15 protein-coding genes and 1 riboswitch are annotated in these 17,474 nt (G+C 62.7%); of the genes, 2 read left to right on the top strand and 13 right to left on the bottom strand.

Annotated features, from left to right (window positions below):
- The first annotated feature begins 106 nt into the window (after positions 1 to 106).
- Positions 107 to 715 (top strand): hypothetical protein, encoded by a 609-nt coding sequence (locus FHX11_RS17330; RefSeq protein ID WP_184358902.1) that lies wholly within the window; start codon positions 107 to 109, stop codon positions 713 to 715.
- A gap of 43 nt (positions 716 to 758) precedes the next feature.
- Here the strand turns inward: FHX11_RS17330 and FHX11_RS17325 are convergent, their stop codons facing one another.
- Together FHX11_RS17325 and FHX11_RS17320 are read right to left on the bottom strand one after the other, a co-directional pair.
- Positions 759 to 1,403 (bottom strand): DUF1109 domain-containing protein, encoded by a 645-nt coding sequence (locus FHX11_RS17325; protein ID WP_184358901.1) that lies wholly within the window; start codon positions 1,401 to 1,403, stop codon positions 759 to 761.
- Positions 1,400 to 1,948, bottom strand: coding sequence for a sigma-70 family RNA polymerase sigma factor (locus FHX11_RS17320; RefSeq protein ID WP_184358900.1), 549 nt, complete (start codon positions 1,946 to 1,948; stop codon positions 1,400 to 1,402). The genes FHX11_RS17325 and FHX11_RS17320 overlap by 4 nt, the downstream gene beginning before the upstream one ends.
- A gap of 186 nt (positions 1,949 to 2,134) precedes the next feature.
- Between FHX11_RS17320 and FHX11_RS17315 the strand changes: the two genes are divergently transcribed.
- The gene (locus tag FHX11_RS17315; protein ID WP_184358899.1) at positions 2,135 to 2,383 is read left to right on the top strand and encodes a pentapeptide MXKDX repeat protein; all 249 of its coding nucleotides are present in this window, start codon (positions 2,135 to 2,137) and stop codon (positions 2,381 to 2,383) included.
- A gap of 188 nt (positions 2,384 to 2,571) precedes the next feature.
- Here FHX11_RS17315 and atzF read toward each other — a convergent pair whose 3' ends face one another.
- From atzF to FHX11_RS17260, 11 genes are all read right to left on the bottom strand, one after another.
- Positions 2,572 to 4,386, bottom strand: a complete 1,815-nt coding sequence (gene atzF / locus FHX11_RS17310) for an allophanate hydrolase (RefSeq protein ID WP_184358898.1) — start codon at positions 4,384 to 4,386, stop codon at positions 2,572 to 2,574.
- On the bottom strand, positions 4,386 to 7,922 hold the full coding sequence (gene uca / locus FHX11_RS17305; RefSeq protein ID WP_184358897.1) for an urea carboxylase: 3,537 nt from the start codon (positions 7,920 to 7,922) through the stop codon (positions 4,386 to 4,388). Before uca ends, atzF begins: the two co-directional genes overlap by 1 nt.
- Before the next feature lies 1 nt (position 7,923).
- Complete coding sequence (locus tag FHX11_RS17300) at positions 7,924 to 8,574, bottom strand: urea amidolyase associated protein UAAP2 (RefSeq protein ID WP_184358896.1); 651 nt, start codon at positions 8,572 to 8,574, stop codon at positions 7,924 to 7,926.
- 14 nt (positions 8,575 to 8,588) lie between these two features.
- Positions 8,589 to 9,407, bottom strand: coding sequence for an urea amidolyase associated protein UAAP1 (locus FHX11_RS17295; RefSeq protein ID WP_184358895.1), 819 nt, complete (start codon positions 9,405 to 9,407; stop codon positions 8,589 to 8,591).
- The gene (locus tag FHX11_RS17290) at positions 9,404 to 10,231 is read right to left on the bottom strand and encodes an ABC transporter ATP-binding protein (protein WP_184358894.1); all 828 of its coding nucleotides are present in this window, start codon (positions 10,229 to 10,231) and stop codon (positions 9,404 to 9,406) included. Before FHX11_RS17290 ends, FHX11_RS17295 begins: the two co-directional genes overlap by 4 nt.
- Positions 10,228 to 11,046: an ABC transporter permease gene (locus tag FHX11_RS17285; protein WP_184358893.1), complete on the bottom strand. Its 819-nt coding sequence runs from the start codon at positions 11,044 to 11,046 to the stop codon at positions 10,228 to 10,230. The genes FHX11_RS17290 and FHX11_RS17285 overlap by 4 nt, the downstream gene beginning before the upstream one ends.
- Before the next feature lie 60 nt (positions 11,047 to 11,106).
- Positions 11,107 to 12,180, bottom strand: a complete 1,074-nt coding sequence (locus tag FHX11_RS17280) for a putative urea ABC transporter substrate-binding protein (RefSeq protein WP_184358892.1) — start codon at positions 12,178 to 12,180, stop codon at positions 11,107 to 11,109.
- Between the two features lie 74 nt (positions 12,181 to 12,254).
- Positions 12,255 to 12,365: riboswitch (guanidine-I (ykkC/yxkD leader) on the bottom strand.
- A 228-nt stretch (positions 12,366 to 12,593) separates the two neighbouring features.
- Positions 12,594 to 14,036 carry an amidase gene (locus tag FHX11_RS17275; RefSeq protein WP_184358891.1) on the bottom strand — a complete coding sequence of 481 codons (1,443 nt, stop codon included), beginning with the start codon at positions 14,034 to 14,036 and terminating at the stop codon, positions 12,594 to 12,596.
- Between the two features lie 71 nt (positions 14,037 to 14,107).
- A complete protein-coding gene (locus FHX11_RS17270) occupies positions 14,108 to 15,343 on the bottom strand; it encodes an MFS transporter (protein ID WP_184358890.1) in 1,236 nt (411 codons plus the stop codon).
- A gap of 11 nt (positions 15,344 to 15,354) precedes the next feature.
- Positions 15,355 to 16,293, bottom strand: a complete 939-nt coding sequence (locus FHX11_RS17265) for a transporter (protein ID WP_210292495.1) — start codon at positions 16,291 to 16,293, stop codon at positions 15,355 to 15,357.
- 78 nt (positions 16,294 to 16,371) lie between these two features.
- Positions 16,372 to 17,385: a helix-turn-helix domain-containing protein gene (locus tag FHX11_RS17260; RefSeq protein WP_184358889.1), complete on the bottom strand. Its 1,014-nt coding sequence runs from the start codon at positions 17,383 to 17,385 to the stop codon at positions 16,372 to 16,374.
- Positions 17,386 to 17,474: the final 89 nt, after the last annotated feature.

The following is a 17,474-nucleotide window of genomic DNA, read 5'->3' as shown; positions in this document are numbered from 1 at the left end:
CGGCCTCGGCCGCTGCATATTCGGTCATAGAAAATCGCCGGGTTCGTTACGAGCCCGGATATAGAGCGGCAGCGTCGCGGTGCGGATTGCCCGAGGTTGAAATCCTATGAAATCACCATGGAAATTCCTTGCTGAACTGACGTCGCGAAGGCGACCGGCGGAAACACAAGAGAGCTCGATTGCGGATGACGTCGCGGTTGAGGCCAGCGAAAGCGACGCGCGGCGAGTGTCACCGCCTTCGTCAAATGCGACGGAAGTCTCCGGTCATCGTCATGGCGCCGAGACCCCCGCTGTCGAGCTTGCTGCGACGACGACTGCCGATGAAAGCAACGGCACTTCCTATGTCTCCCAAGCGGACTTGCCGTCAGTTGCCGATGAAAAAGCTCCAACGCCGGCAGGCGATGAAACGGCCCGATCCGGCGCCGATGCGCAGCCGCCAGCGCCGGAAAGCCGGACGGCAAAAAGGTCCAAGAGAGTATCGCCAGCCAGGCCGCCGGAGCGGGCAAAGCGAACCAGGACCGATAAGGCTTCGGGGAACATTGCCGCCGCGAACGCCGATCAAAACCGACCATCTCCATCTCCTCAGGACAGCTTCTTCGATGAAGTGGCAAGGCTTGAGGGGGAGATCGGACAACTGCGAAGCCAATTGGCGCAAAAGCTGCGTTTGCAGAACCTTCAGCTCATCAAGATGCTGGAGCGGTTTGAAGCCAAGTAAGCAGACGGCGTGTCGAATTGGCCGCCGCGTCCGGGCGGGGGGCTTACCAGCGAAGCAGGCGAGGGCCGGTGACGATGCCGAGCGCGCCGGTGAGCAGGATGCCGAGGGAATACCAGATCAGCACGAAGGGCATGCCGTTCTCGGTGCAGAACCAGGAATAGACCCAGGCGCCGGCGGCTCCCGCTGCGATGCCGGCGGCAAACCCCGTCAGCGGCAGGTCCGTGGGTGCCCCGCGGCGCAGCGCCCAGATCGTGCCGGCATAGACGGGCAGCGCGAAGCCGAGGATGAGCAGCGGGCAATGGAGCGCCGAGGAGCCGAGGATCAGCAGCCGATACGTCTCGGGAGGGGCCATCATCAGCTGGATGGCCGCGATCGCGGCCATGGCGGCGAAGGTCGCCATGAGCAAGATGAAGAAGCGCCCCCTGGAACCGTCGGGGCGGGAAAGCCGATAGACTGCGAGGAAGGCCACGATGGCGATCAGGGCATTGTAGGCCGATTTGATCCAGAAGACGGGCAGCATCAGCACGCCGGGCATGTCCACCCGCAAGCCAAGAACAGCCAGCATCAACAACAGCGAAAGCCCGAGGGCTGGCGCGATGCCGAATGCGAAGCGTCGCAGCAGCGCGTGGCGCGGGATCGGCTTCAGGTCGCTCACCAGGCTTTCGATGATGTCGTCCGTCCTCTTCACGATGAGCCTCGCAATCTTTCTCCCAGCGCCTTGAGTGCCCGATGGATGCTGACTTTCACCGCCGATTCCGACTGTCCGGTGCGGCTTGCGGTGTCGGCGACCGATTGCCCCTCCAGCTTGACCTGCCGGATCAGCTCCTGCTGTTTCGGCGGCAACCCATCGAGCAGCCGCTCGACATCCATGCGGGCCGTCAATGCCTCGTCGCTGAAATCGCTTTCGATCTCCTCGCGAAGCTCCGTTTCAGAGAGCCTGCGCCGGCCGCGGCCGCGATGATGATCGATCAGCTTGTAGCGGGCGATCGAGAAGAACCAGGCCGTGAACGGTCTTGCCGGGTCATAGGTCGATCGGTGGGAATGCAGTGCCAGCAATGTCTCCTGGACCAGATCTTCCATGTCCGCTTTCGCCGCCGCCGCCATCCTGCGGCTGTAATAACCGACCAGCAGCATGCGCAAAGCCGTCAGCAAACGCCGATAGGCTGCCTCGTCCCCGTCAAGGGACAGAAGCATCAATGCTTTCAGGGCCTCTTCCGAATGAGTGGTCATCATGCTGTCAGGAGGTTCATTCGAACAAACAGCCGATCGGTTACAGGTGAGATCAAAAATAATGCCGGCACGACAGTTCTATCAAATGCATGTGAAGTTGTAACGCATTTCCACGCTCTCTCGAATGGGCAGATGTGAGCCATCGGCATTTGGCCGACGGACACGATAACGCTTTTTCAGGAGAGCCCCATGACCAAGCTTTTTTCCGTCCTCGCTGCCTGCACCTTCATAGCCGGCCTTTCGTTCGCCGGCATCGCCTCGGCTCAAGAGACGATGAAAAAGGACATGATGCACAATGGCACCATGTCGAAGGACACCATGAAAACCGATAGCATGAAGATGGGGAAGACCAAGACGACCTGCATGCACAAGGCCGGCATGGAAAAGAACGCAATGAAGAAGGCCGAGATGATGAAGGCTTGCGATGCGATGAAGTAAGTTTTCAAACAGGCCGGTCGCCGGAGCTTTCGCTGCGGCGGCCACGGTCTTTCGTGAAATGGTCATTCCTCCGGAGCGCCGCTCGACGCTGGGTGGGGCCGCCCGATCGCGAAGGCGCGGGCAGCAATCCCGTCTAGAAGCAGGCGCACGGCCTTCCGTAAAAATGCCTTCATCCTGCGGTTCCTTTCTCAGGAAGCGGTCTCGGTCTTGGCCTGGATAAAGTGCCGCCAGCCGCCGTAGTCGGTGATGTCGAGCGCGCCGGCAACCGCATGGGCTTCGCAGAGGAAGCCCGAAACCGCGCTGCCGTCATCGAGCGTGACCTTGCCAATGCCGAGCGGCGCGGGGATTTTCTGGACGAAACGGCCGAAGGCTTCCGGTGACACCGCCCAGACTTCGACCTCCATGCCCTTGCCGGAAAAGCCGGGGTCGCGCACCAGGCCCGGCTTGGGCGGGACGGTTCCCGGCAATGCGAAGAGACGGTAGTCGCCTGCCGTCCGGCAGGTCTTCAGCCGATGCCCGCCCGAGGAGGTAAGTTCGTGGTTGAGCGGCATGCCGCTCAGATGTGCCCCGACGACGACGATCGGCACCGAGCCGTCATCGGCCAGCGATACACGGCTTGCCTCAGGGATTTGTGCCGAGCGATCCTTGCCCATCCCCGCCTTCAAGGTTCGATGCATGGCGTCGGCGAAGGGGGCCAGCGCTTCGTCGGTGAAGGCCGGACCGATCAGCGTCACGCCGGCCGGCAGGTGGCCGTTGGCGTCGAAGCCGGCGGGAATGGCGATCGCCGCGCAATCGAGAAGATTGACGAAGTTGGTGTAGCGGCCGAAATGGCCGTTCTTGACGATCGGGTCCGCCATCATCTCCTCGACCGTATAGGTGGTCGGCGAGGTCGGCAGCATCAGGATATCCACCTTCTCCCACTCTTGCTTGGTCGTCTGGCGCAGCGCTTCGAGCTTGTACCGCCCCTCGAAGGCGGCGACCGCGTCATAGGCTTTCGCGCCTTCGATGATGGTGCGCACCGTCGGATCGAAGTCCCCCGCATTGGTGGCGAGAAAATCCTTCACCGCCGCCAACCGCTCGGCGACCCAGGGACCGTTGTAGAGCAGTTCGGCCGCCTGCCGGAACGGCGCATAGTCGAAGGGAACGATGGTGGCGCCGAGGGTGCGCGCCCTTTCGATCGCGGCATCGTAAAGGGCTTCGACCTGCCGGTTACCGAAGAATTCCCGCTCGGCCCCGTCGAGCACGCCGATCCGGAGGCCCGAGGCGGGCAGGTGGGCGGGAGCCGCCTTGCGCGAGAAGGGATCGGCAGCGTCATAGCCCTCCATCACCTTGCGGATCGCAATGCCGTCGCCGACGGTTGCGGCAAAGATGGTGACGACGTCGACGCTGCGGCAGGCGGGCACGACGCCGACATTCGGCACCAGCCCCGGCGTCGGCTTGATGCCGACGAGATTGTTGAAGGCGGCCGGCACGCGGCCGGAGCCGGCTGTGTCGGTGCCGAGCGCGAAACTCGCCAGTCCCGAGGCGACGGCAACCGCCGAGCCGGAGCTTGAGCCGCCAGAGACATAATCCCGGTCGAAGACCGAGCGCGGCGCGCCATGCGGCGAGCGCGTGCCGTTGAGGCCGGTGGCGAACTGGTCGAGATTGGTCTTGCCGATCACCAGTGCGCCGGCGGCTCTGAGCCGTGCCACCACCGTTGCATCCTCGCCGGGGTGATAGGCAAAGGCCGGGCAGGCGGCCGTAGTCGGAAGACCCACGACATCGATGTTGTCCTTGACCGCGAAGGGAATGCCCCAGAGCGGCAGGCTGTTGGGATCGGGCGCGCGCGCCATCAGCGCCTTGGCGGCGGCGCGCAAATCATCGTCCGGCGTCGGTGTGATGAAGATCGCCGGATCGTCGGAAGCCTTGCGGCGGCGGATCACCTCCTCGACGAGATCGAGGGGAGACAATCCGGATGCATAGGCGGATTGGAGCGAAGCGAGATCGAGAATGGCAGGGAGCATCAGATTTCCTCCAGCACGACGAGGACATCGCCGGCTTTTATGTTGCGGCCGGGGCCAGCGCGCAGATCGCGGACACGGCCGGCGGCATGGGCGGTCACATTGATTTCCATTTTCATGGATTCGATGATGGCGAGCGTCTCGCCGGCGGCAACCGGCTGACCCTCCTCGACGAGGATCTTCCAGACGTTGCCGGGCACGGCGCTTTCGATGCCGAAGCAGCCGTCGGGAATATCGCCGCCGAGACCGGGACCGGTGCCTTCGTCGACGGAGAAGCTGTCGAGGCCGAGATCCTTCCAGCGCTGCCGTTCGGCCTCGAAAGCCGATTGTTGCCGAGCCTTGAAGGCGCCGATGGCCTCCGCATTGGCGGCAAGCTCCGCCTCGTAGGCGGCATAGGAGAATTCGCTCTCCTCGATACGGATCGGATAGCCGCCATGCGGGAACGCTGCGCGCGCTTCGGTCAGCTCCTCGTGGCTCACCGGGAAGAAGCGAATCTGGTCGAAGAAATCGAGCAGCCACGGCTTTTCCTTGGAAAAGACCGGCGTCTGGCGCCAGGTGTTCCAGACCTGGATGGTGCGGCCGAAGAGCTGATAGCCGCCAGGGCCTTCCATGCCGTAGATGCACATATAGGCGCCGCCGATGCCGACGGCGTTTTCCGGCGTCCATGTCCGGGCGGGATTGTACTTCGTCGTTACAAGCCGATGGCGCGGGTCCATCGGGGTCGCGACCGGCGCGCCGAGATAGACGTCGCCGAGCCCGAGAACGAGATAGCGGGCGTCAAAGACGATGTCGCGCACCGCCTGTTCGTCGGCAAGGCCGTTGATGCGGCGGATGAACTCGATATTCGACGGGCACCAGGGCGCATTCGGGCGGACGAGTTCCTGATATTTGCGCATCGCAAGTTCGGCATCGGGATCGTTCCAGGAGAGCGGCAGATGCACGATCCGGCTCGGGACTTTCACCGCCTGCGCCGGGGGCAGGGAGGCTTCTATCTCGCTCAGGAGGCCGAGAAGGCGCGTGCGGGTCAGGCCGGTTCCGTCATAATGGATCTGCAGCGACCGTATGCCGGGCGTGAGATCGACAAGCCCCGGAAGCTTCGCCTCCTTGACCGCCTGCATCAGAAGATGCACGCGCAGGCGCAGCGCGATATCGAGCTGCATCGGGCCGTATTCGACCAGCAGATTGTCGTCCCCCTGGCGACGATAGACCACGGGAACCGGTCCTGCCTCGCTGCTTCCGACGATCGCGGCACCCGCCTCCTCGCCGATGCGCTTTACGACTGGCCCGGCGATCGGGTCCTCGACGCGCTTCAGCGCATGAAAGCGGATCTTATCACCCGGTTTGAACTGGCCCACCTTCCATTGCTCGTCGCGGGCGATCACCGCCGGGCAGACGAAGCCGCCGAGGCTCGGACCGTCGGGACCCAGAATGATCGGCATATCGCCGGTGAAGTCGATCGCGCCGACCGCATAGGCATTGTCGTGCAGGTTGGAAGGATGAAGCCCGGCCTCACCGCCATCGGTGCGCGCCCATTTCGGCGCGGGGCCGATGAGACGCACGCCGGTGCGGGCGCTGTTGAAATGAACCTCGTACTCGGTTGCAAACAGCGTTTCGATATCCTCCTCCAGGAAGAAATCGGGGGCGCCATGCGGACCATAGAGCACGCCGACCTTCCAGTCGCGCGCGAGTTCGGCCGGTTCTTTGGCCGGCTTCGATGCCGGCTGCGGCGCGCGGGCAAGCCGCAGCACATGGCCGGCGCGAAGTGTTCCGGTCGCATGGCCGCCGAACTGGCCCAGGCCGAACGTCGCGCGCGAACCGAGCACTTCCGGGGCTTCGAACCCACCTGTGACGGCGAGATAGGCACGCTGGCCGGCACCGGCGATTGCGCCGACCGCCAGCGTCTGCCCCGCCTTGATCGGGATTGCCGTATCATGCGCAACCGGCGTACCATCGAGCGTCATCGGCATGTTCGCGCCGGCAAGCGCGACCGTGACATCCGAGAAGAATTTCAGCACCGGGCCGGAGACGGTCAGCTCCAGCGCCGCCGTCTCGTCAGCATTTCCGACCAGCCGGTTGGCGTGGCGGAAGGACCGCTCATCCATCGGGCCGCTTGGCGGCACGCCGACATGCCAGAGACCCAACCGTCCCGGCAGTTCCTGCAGGCTCGATTGGGCGCCCGGCGCGATCACTTCGACGACGTCGGGCACGAAGACGAAATCCTTGAGTGCTGTCGTCGCGACTTGACCGCTCGCCAGAAGATCGGAAGCCGTAATCGCCTTCAGATAATCGAGATTGGTTTCGATGCCGGAAATGGTGCTGCCTTCGAGCGCCTTGCCGAGCGCGTCGATCGAGCTTGCGCGGTCTTCAGCCCTAACGATCACCTTGGCGAGCATGGGGTCATAATAGGGGCTGACCTCCGTGCCCGTCTCGATCCAGCCGTCGACACGCACGTTTTCCGGAAAGACGACCTCGGTCAGCAGTCCCGCGCTCGGCCTGAAGCCGGCATGCGGCATTTCCGCATAGATGCGCGCCTCGATGGCAGCACCCTTGGGTACGAGGGCCTCGTTGCCCGTGAGCACATCTTCATCAGCTGCCTGGCGGATCATCCATTCGACCAGGTCGATGCCGAAGACCGCTTCGGTGACCGGATGCTCGACCTGCAGGCGGGTGTTGACCTCGAGGAAGTAGAATTCCTCGCGTGCCGGATCATAGATGAATTCGACCGTCCCCGCCGACCGATAGCGGGCGGAGATGCCGAGCGCGACGGCTGCCGCATGCAGGCGGCCGCGAACAGCATCCGACAATCCCGGTGCCGGCGTTTCCTCGATCACCTTCTGGTTCCGGCGTTGCAGCGAGCAGTCACGCTCGCCAAGCGCGATCACCCGGCCATTGCCATCGCCGAAGATCTGCACTTCGACATGGCGGGCCTTGGCGACGAAACGCTCGATATAGACGCGCGCATCGCCGAAGCTTGCGCGCGCGGTGCGCTGCACGCTCTCGAAGGCCGCGCTCAGGCTCTCCGGATCGTCGCAAAGCTGCATGCCGATACCGCCGCCGCCGGCGGTCGATTTCAACATCACCGGATAGCCGATGTCGGTCGCGGCCTTCAGCGCGTCGTCGCTCGTCGCCAGCAGTCCGCTGCCGGGCAGCAATGGCACGCCGCTTTCGTGCGCCAGCTCGCGGGCGGTGTGCTTCAGCCCGAAGGCGGCGATATTGTCGGGTGTCGGGCCGATGAAGGCGATGCCCTCTTTCGCCAGTCGCTCGGCAAAGCCGATGTTTTCCGAAAGGAAGCCGTAGCCCGGATGTACGGCCTCGGCACCGGTCGCCTTGCAGGCGGCGATGACGGCATCGACGTCGAGATAGCTTTCGGAGGCCGGCGCTGGGCCGAGCCTTACCGCTTCGTCGGCCATCAGCACCGCTTTCGAAAAGCGATCGGCATCCGAATAGACGGCGACGGAGGCGATGCCCATGCGCTGCAATGTCTTGATGATCCGGACGGCGATCTCGCCCCGGTTTGCGATCAGAACCTTGTTGAACATGTCAGGCCTCGCTGTCCCAGACCAGCACCCGGATCGGTGTCGGATCGAAACCGTTGCAGGGATTGTTGATCTGCGGGCAATTGGAGATGACGAGCAGCACGTCCATCTCCGCCTTCAGCTCGACATAGTCGCCCGGTGCGGAGATCCCGTCGACGATCGTCATCTCGCCGCTCGGCTCGATCGGCACGTTCATGAAGAAATTGATATTGGGCACGACATCGCGCTTGCTCATGCCGTGCTTGGAGACTTCGAGGACGAAATTGTCGCGGCAGGCATGGAGATACTTGGTGCCGTGGCCGAAGCGCACCGTGTTGCTCTCGCAGGAGCAGGCGCCGGCCGAGGTATCGTGACGGCCGCAGCTGTCGGCCGTCATCGTCAGCATCACCCGGCCTTCATTGGAGATGATCTTCGTATCCGTGGAGATATAGGCCGCGCCCTGTTCGCGCATCGTATCCTGGTTGGAATAGCGCTCGGAAAAATCCGTGGCATTGTAGAACAGCGTGTCGATCGCCTGCTGGCCATAGCTGTCCTCGATGCGCAACGTTTGGCCTTTCCGGACCACCGTCGAAAACGGCGCTTCGGCCGGGATGAAATGATCCTGCACGGCGTTTTCGAGCGTGCGGCCCGGCGCTGTCTGGATGAAATCGCTCATGGTCTCGCTCCTCCTCAGCTCGTCGCCAGTATGTTGTTTTCAAAACCGCGCATGGCCTCGGCGGTCGCGGTCCGGCAAAGGTCGTCGGCCGGTGGCTCTGCCGTCGCGATGCGGGTGACGGTCACCGGGTTTGGCTGGTAAACGGGGGCTGGATCGAGCGGATGCGGGCAGTTGGAAAAGCCGACGATCATGTCCATCTCGGCGCGCAGCTCGACATAATCGCCGCCGCGCAGCAGTCCCGGCTTCCACTGGAACGCGCCGTCCCGGTCGACGCGGACAGGGGCAAAGAGGGCCAACACAGAAGGGATATCGCGTTTGTCGAGCCCAGCCTTGGTCGCAAGCAGGATCAGGTTGTCGCGGGTGTTGCGCTTGCCTTCCCCGTATTTCGCCGCGTTCGACGCAAAGGTGGAGCCGCCCATGAGGCCATCATGGGCGCCCGAGCTATCTTCCGTCACCGAAAACATCACCCGGCCCATGTCGGAGAAGATCACCCGGCCTTTGCCGAGCGCGGTGGTCCACTGCATCTTCACGGTATCGGGCAGGTTCAGCCGCTCGCTGGTGTCGGCAGCGCTCCAGGCGACAAGGGAGACCGTCGAGAAGCCATGATCGAGGCTGACGCGGAACGTTTCGTTCCTTTTGATATGGGTCGACCAGTACCAGCCGCCCGGAATGACTTCGCGGTGGACGATCCTGTCAGCCGCGATTTCGGGTGCCGGTAGCGGGCTTGCTCCGGGCAGGGCCTTGGGCGCGAATTCCAGGCCCTTCCTTTGATGCTCCTCATAGCGCGCGCGGTTGGCGGCTATGTCTTCCGGCGAACGTCTGACATGTGTCATGGCTGGATTTCTCCCGACGAAGCCAGGTCGTCCCGGCGGTGCCCCGGGGAAAGGACCGGGCCGTCCCGGTCGGGGCTGAAGATCGATGGCGTGCCGGCGATGCGCGGCGGCCAGATGGAAATGTCCTTGGTGATGGTCGCGCCGTAGCGCTCTTTCTCTTCCGGCCGGTCGCGGCGGCGCTCGAAGGCGACGACGCGGGTGGCGAGCGTGAATGCTTCGCGCATGTCATGGGTCACCATGACGACGGTCATCTGCGTTTCATGCCACAGCCGTTTCATGAGCGTGTGGATCTCGGCGCGGATGCCGGGATCAAGCGCGCCGAATGGTTCGTCGAGCAGCAGCACCTTGGGCCGCATGATGAGTGCCTGCGCCAACGCCAGACGCTGCTGCATGCCGCCGGAAAGCTGGGCCGGATACTTGTCCTCGGCGCCGGCAAGGCCGACCTCGGCGATGAGCTGATGCGCCTCGTCGATCGCGTTGCGGCGCGCGGCGCCGAAGAGCTTGGCCTTGTAGCGCGAGGCCGAGAGTTCCTTGCCGAGCAGCACGTTGCCGAGCGCGGTCAGATGCGGAAAGACCGAATAGCGTTGGAAGACCACGCCACGGTCCGCTCCCGGTTCGGAAGGTAATGCGGCGCCATCGAGAAAGATCGTGCCGCGGGTCGGCTGTTCCTGTCCCAGCAGCATGCGCAGGAAAGTCGACTTGCCGCAGCCGGAGGGGCCGACCAGGGCGACGAAGGCACGGGAGGCGACCGTCAGCGACACGTCTTCGAGCACGATCTGGTCGCCATATTCCTTCCAGATCTTGTCGATCCTGAGCTCGCTCATGCCTGCTTCTCCAGTTCGGACCAAGGGAAGACGGCGATGCGAAGGCGATCGAGAAGATAGTTCATGAGCACGGCAAGCAGCGTGATCCAGACGACATAGGGAAAGATCACGTCCATCGACAGATAGCGGCGAACGAGAAAGATGCGGTAGCCGAGACCGGAATCGGACGAGATCGCTTCCGCCGCGATCAGGAAAAGCCAGGCCGGCCCGAGCTGAAGCCTGAGACAGGTGATCAGTCGCGGCAAGATCTGCGGCAGCACGACGCGCAGCGCGATCTGCCAGGAGGAGCCGCCGAGCGTCTCGGCCTTGACGATCTGCTCGCGCGGCAATTCCAGCGCCTTCAGCGCCAGGTCGCGGATCATTGTCGGCGCCACGCCGATGACGATGAGGGCGATCTTCGAGGTCTCGCCAAGGCCCATGACGATGAAGAGGATCGGCAGCAGCGCCAGCGGCGGCACCATCGAGATGACGGCAACGAAGGGAGAGAGCAGCGCTCTCAGATAAGGCAGCATACCGATGAGCATGCCGATCAGCAGCGCTGTTACAGTGGAGATGCCGAGCCCGGCAAACAGCCGGATCAGGCTCGCCCCGGTGTCCGACCACAGTAGATAGTCTCCCGTGCGCGGATCGGCGATGAAGGCCATGCGGTTGATGGCGTCGGCAAAGCCGGCAAGATTGGGCAGCAGCTTGTCATTGGCGTTTTCGGCAAGCCGTGCCGCCGAACCGGCGCCGTAGGCGACGATCAGCAGTGCAAACGGCAAGAGCGTCAGGGCAAGCTGCGCGCCGGGGCTGGGTCTGGTATTGATCCAACGCATCGGAATCTCCGCGGATGAAGGGATCGGGCGGCGCGCTGGCGCCGCCGGTAAAGACATCGCTCAGAGTGCAGCGTCGGCGGCGGCCTTCATATAGGTCTCGGTGAAGCGCAGCTTGACGTTGGCGCTGTCGCCAAGGACCTTGCCATCGGGCATTTCGATGCCGATGACATCGGCCGATGGCGCGCCATTGCCGAGCAGCCCCTTCTGGAACAGGAAGCCGCGCACCAGATCCATCGTCTTCGGCAGGTTCGGTGAGGCGGTGAAGGCAACCGCGTCGGCGGGCTTGTCGAAGAGCTTGGTTGCGGCAAGTTGCGCCTCGAAGCCTTTCAGGTCCGTGCCCGAGGCTGCGCCCATCGCCTCGCGGGCCGCCTTGCCTTCGGGCGTATCCGCCCTCAGCAGCGCCGCCGTCTCATACCAGATGCCGGCCAGCGCCTTGCCGAAATTCGGATTGTCCTTCAGCACGTTGGAATTGGCGACCATCAGGTCGATGATTTCGCCGGGCACCTGCGAGCTGTCGAAAACCTTCTTGGCAGAGGGCTCCTCGAGAATGGTCGAGACCAGCGGATTCCAGGTGACGACGGCGGAGACGTCGGGCGTCTTGTAGGCGGCGACCATGTCGGCGTCGGAGGTGTTGACCACCTTCACGTCGCGTTCGCTGAGCTTGATGCTGTCGAGCGCGCGGGCGAGCAGATAGTGCGAGACGGAATATTCGACCAGATTGACGTTCTGGCCCTTGATGTCGGCAAGGCTTGCCTTGTCCTTGAGGATGACGGCGTCATTGCCGTTCGAAAAGTCGCCGACGATGACGGCCGTCGTATCGACGCCGCCGGCGGCGGGGATCGACAGGCCGTCCATGTTGGTGAGCGTTACCGCATCGAAGGCGCCGGCCGTATATTGGTTCATCGACTCGACGTAGTCGTTGAACTGGGTGACATCGATCTTGATGCCATATTTGTCCGCCCATTTCTTGACGATGCCGTGATCGCTCGCATAGCCCCAGGGCATCCAGCCGACATAGATCGACCAGGCGACCTTGAATTCGGTCTTCTGCGCGGCTTCCGCCGAAAAGCCGGCGCCCAGCATCAGCGAGGCGGTCAGGGCGGTGATGGAAAGAAGTTTCGAAAAAGTCTGCATAGAAATTCCCCTTTTGCTTTTTTCAAAAAGGGATCGGCAAAGACCATCGCGCCGCCAATCCCTTGGCTTACGAGGTCTCCCGGGCTTTTATCCCGCCGTGCATACGGTGGGGATTTCTCCCCCACCGACGGCAGCTCTCGGACCAGCACGCTTTTTCAAGCGCCGGAACCCTAGCCACCAACTCGATCTCTAAGAAGCAAGGCGCGTGCCAGTTTTTAAGCTATTGATTTGTCTCGACTTCAATCAGGAGCGACGTTCTGGTTGCTCATGTTCGATCGCGATTGCCCAATATTTGAGCGGCCGTGGCTCGGCTCCAGCTGGGGTGAATGTGATCCTCGATGCACGAAAGCTTCCGAAGCCGCCGGGGATCAATGTCCCAACCAGCGATCGTCATAACCTTTGATCGACGACCGTTAGAAGCCAAGGGCATTTACCGGCGGCAGGCGATGTGCCCAAGGTCTGGCGGCCTCGAGCCGGGCGGCTAGGGCAAACAGCACATGTTCCCTGCCGAAGCCGGCGGCAAAATGGCTGCCGATGGGCAATGCCTGTGGCGACCAATAGAGCGGAACCGACATGGCCGGCTGGCCACTGGCATTGAAGAGTGCCGTTATGGGCGAGAAACTGTGGAAGAGCATGATCAGCTGTTCGAAACTGTCGCTATCCGTCAGGGCAAAACTTCCGAGCGGCTGCGGTGTCTTTGCCAGCGTCGGTGACAGGAGGACGTCATAGGTTGCGGTCAGATGGGCCATGCGGCGGCCGAACGCATGTATCCAGTCCACGGCCGCCGCGTAGGTGGCGCCGGAAACGTTGCCTTTCTCCCGAAGAATGATACGGGTGCGGGGCTCCAATTCCATCGGATCGACAGGCACGCCCATCATCTCTCCCAGCATGTCGACGTAGTTTCTCGTCTGGGCGCCGATAATCGTGAACACCGTGTCGTAGAACTCCATCCCCTCGACCGGAAACTGCGTCTCCTCCACCTCATGGCCGAGATCGATACAAAGACGTGCCGCATCCTCGACAGCCGCGATGCATTCGGCCTCGGCTTTGAACGGCGCGAGTTCCCGAATTAAGCCGATGCGCAATCTCTCCGGCGGGTGGTCGACGCTTGACAGGAGGCTCGCCGCGTCGTGCGGGGCCGCGTAGGGCGCGCCAATCTCCATGCCGCCGATGGCATCCAGCATCGCGGCACTGTCGCGGACCGAGAGGGATATGACATGATTGCAGCCCATGCCGGCCCAACCCTCGCCGATCATCGGTCCCATCGGCACGCGCCCACGGGTCGGCTTCAATCCGAACACGCCGCAACAGGATGCCGGCACGCGCAGCGATCCGCCGCCATCGTTGCCGAAGGCGAAGGGCACGACGCGCGCCGCGACCATCGCCGCCGAGCCCCCGCTCGACCCGCCGGCGGTATGGGCCGGCGACCAGGGATTGGCGGTGGCGCCGAGAAGGCGGGATTCGGTCGTGTAGGAGTTGCCGAATTCCGGCGATGTCGTCGTTCCCAGTATCGTGATGCCGGTCGCCCGTCCGCGGGCGACGACTTCGGCATCGAAAGGCGCGATCGCGGTCTTCGTGACCAGAGACCCGTTGGTCATGCGGGCGCCCTTGACCGGCATGAAAAGGTCCTTGACGAGGGTCGGGACGCCGCCGAACACGCCGGCGGGCTGCGCGGGAATGGACCGCATGGCCTCTTCGCCGAGATCGTCCACCAATGCGTTCAGCTGCGGGTTGATGCGCCGCATGCGCTCCAGCGCCTGGGCAGCGGCTTCCGCCGCAGTGTAATGGCCTTGCCGGATGGCATCCGCGGTAGCCAATCCGTCCGGCTGGGTCTGTGCGTTCGAAGTGATGTTCATCGCTCTGTTCCATTGCGAATGATAAAGAGGCAACCCGCAGCCAGGGGATGGCTGCGACGAAGATGTTGATTTCAGGATGCGGCAGGCTGCCGCCGACGGCTGCCGGCAACCAGACTGAGGACGCCCCATAGCGCCGCCAACACCAGCATGAAGCCGGCCCAGACGCTGATCGCGCTCGTCAGTCCCCGCGGCATTCCACCAAAGCTTTGGGCAATGGCGATGATGATGAGCGGGCTCGCAAACTGGCCCAGATAGAGGCAGGAGGTGAAGCCGCCCACGCCTTTGGCGCGGTATCGCGCCGGAAGTTTCGTCAGCAGCGGCAGCATCAGGTTTGGCACAAGATACCCCGCGCCCAGACCATGGATGGCGACGGCGGCAAGGGCCGCCTGATAGCTCTCGGCACATGTGAGCAGCCACAGGCCAAGCGCGATCAGCGTCAGCATGAGAGCGTTGGTGCCGGCGATGCCGAGGCGGTTGCGGGTCGTCGGCCAGGCAATGGAGCCGGCAAGCGTGGCAAGAAGGCCGAGCCCCGTGCAAAGCCCGATCAGCGAGGTTGAGGTAACGCCGAGCGAGACCAGGATGCCCGGTGCCATGACCGGCACCACGAATGAGGCAATCATGCCCACGAAAATCATGAAATAGCAGGAAAGAACCGTGCGCCAGATTTCCCCGCGCGTAAACTCATGCGCCTGTGTCGTCTGTTCCAGGCGCCGTGCCGGTTCCCACAGCGTTCTGATCAACAAGGGCAGGAGCAGCAAAGGCAGCAGGTAAAGATAGAAGGGGTAGCGCCAGGACGTTTCGCCCGCTGCGCCGCCGATGACGAAAAAGATCGAGCCGACAATACCGATCGTCACCACCTGCCTGTTGATGTATTTCGAGCGCTCTTCTCCGATCCAGTAGTCGGCGATCAAGGTCGTGCAGCAGGTTATGATGATCGCCTCCGAGCAGCCGAAAAGGAAGCGTGCAAGCAGGATCGAACTGAGGTCGTGCAGCGTCGCCGGCAGGAAACCGAAAATGCCGTAGAGGATCGTGCCCAGAACGAGCATGGCTTTGCGGCCGAACCGGTCGGCCAGCAGGCCGGCGATCGGTGCAAAGAGGGCGATAGCGAGCGCCGGCCCGGTGGCGACGAGCGGCACAATTTCCGCCGCCTGCGGGGCGGCCGCCCCAAACTCGGCGCCGATCTTGGGCAGCATCGGCGCGACCATGACGGCGCCCATGATCGTGAGGCTGCTTGCGATCTGGATGACGAAGCCTTGAGCCGGACCGGCCTGGCGGGGAAGGGGTTGCGCGATGTTTGCTTGTTGCATCCCAGCCTCCCTCAAAACGACATGCCGATGCGCAAGGCGACGTTGATGCCTTCCGCCCGGTTTTCGGCCGCGAATTCCTTGTAGGCGTGCAGCGTCACGATCGGCTTGCCGGGATCGAAAAAGCTGATTGCCGGGCCGAGCGCCATGACGCGGGCGCGGTTGCCGTCGGTCACGCCAGGCCCCTTGTCGTCCGTCAACTGCTGGTAAAAATAGCCGCCGACGCCCAGGGTCCACGGGCCGACATGCTGCCCGATGGCGAATTCCTGCTTGTATTCGACGCCGCTGGTGTAGTCGGTGTCGGGATTCTCCGTGTTGAAGTTCAGTTCGATGCGCGAGGATACTTCGAAGCCACTGTCGGACAGATAGGTCGCCCCGAGGACCGGAGCGATCGCCCAGTGATTGACGCCCGCATTGAAAGGCTCATTCACGTTGTAGTGGCCTGTCGGTGCCTGTACCTGCAGCGATGCGTTCACGAACCAGTTCGGCGGTGCGTTCCATTGCAGCATGATCGGCATGAACTGGACGTCGCCCAGTGCAAGATCATCACCGGAAATGTCGAAAGGTCCGCCGGGCGTCGGGACGGTCAGGCTGCCATCGATATCGACGACGGGGATGACCGTGCCGAAGCCGACCGTCGCATTGAAAAGCTCCAGATCCGTCATTCTGATATAGGCGAGGCCGATGGTTTTGACGTTGAGGTCAAAGTCGTTGTCGATCGAATGGCCGTGGCTGTCCTTCAGCGTATGGGCGCCATAATAGGTGACCCGGACGCCGAACGTCCCGATCGATGTTTTCGGCGGCAACATTCCGGCACTGAAATCGAAAACGCCGAAAGGCGTAATGGTGGCGCCGTTTTCGACTGCAAGTGCGGATGTGGCCGAAAGCAAGGCGCAAAAGAGCGTCGCGGCCGCAGCAAGACTGCGGGCCCGAGGCAAGTTATGCATGGTCATGGTCGTTCCCCTAATTGGTTTCTTCTGAACCAGTTGGGGATGCTATGGATATCGACTTCGCGCCGTTATCCGAAATCGCTACGGCTTTTGAAGATTTCGGTCCGGGATGGCGTCTTTTCCCGCGCGAAGCGTCGTCGACGGCAGTTCGCCGAAATGATTGCGATAGTCTCCGGTAAAACGGCTCCAGTGCCAGAAGCCCCATCGTGCCGCGACATCACCGATCGATGTCGTCTTCCCGTTTCGGTTGGCCTCGCGCAAGTCGCGCCTGACCGCATGCAGCCGGATGGCACGAAGCATCTGTGTCGCCGTCAATCCATAGGAAAGACGGAAACAGTTTTGCAGATGCGCCCGGCTTATCCCGAGTTGCTGACAGATCGCAGCCAGGTTGGGAGCTTCGGACGCATCGCGCAAAGCAAGGTCGCGCACGTAATCCGCGGTTTGTTTTCGGGGCGTATCCCCAGGCGAACTGACGAGGACCGAGGAGTCCAGGGCTGCCAGCAGGTGCCGGAGGATTTCCTCCTCCAGGAAGAGGCGACTGGTTGCGTGGTCGAGGATGGAGGGCCGGAAATCGACTTCCGAGACAATAGAAGTGAGCAGCTGGACGAGTGCTTGCCGGTGGGCTTCGGGTAAGAAAAAGCCGTCCTGACGCCACACACGCCCCGACAATCGCCGATATCCCGCTTCCATCGCCTTGATGGCGAACCAGCGTCTTCCAAAGGCAAGGCAAATCAGATCGAGTTCCTTTGGCGTGTGGATTTCGGGCAGATCGTCACCATCCGAGAGGAGCATCGTTCCCTCCGGAAGCTCGCGACCGGCTGCCCAGCCGCGCCCGGATGCGGTCAAGGGAAGGCTGAGAACGATCGAGTCGCCCCAACTTGCGCCACGTTTCATCATGGCCTGGTTGGCGCGTTCGCGAATGATCTGACAATGATCGAGCCGAACATCCCTTATTGTGCTCTGGAACGGGCCGGAGGACAGCTGAACGCATTCCAGGCGCCAGCCTTGAAGGCATTGGCCATGGTCCAATGCGTCATGTGACTGGACCAGTTTGACGGATACGTCGTCATCATGGTGTCGATGCTGAGTCACCATCGTCAGTTCTCCCCGATGAAACAAGATAACATGTTAAATATATTCCGCAACTGGCTGACTGATAAGAGGGTGAGCTGCGAGACTATAAA

This window comes from Rhizobium sp. BK602 (assembly GCF_014195095.1).
Classification (GTDB): Bacteria; Pseudomonadota; Alphaproteobacteria; order Rhizobiales; family Rhizobiaceae; genus Rhizobium.
This window is presented reverse-complemented; position numbering and strand designations above follow the sequence as displayed.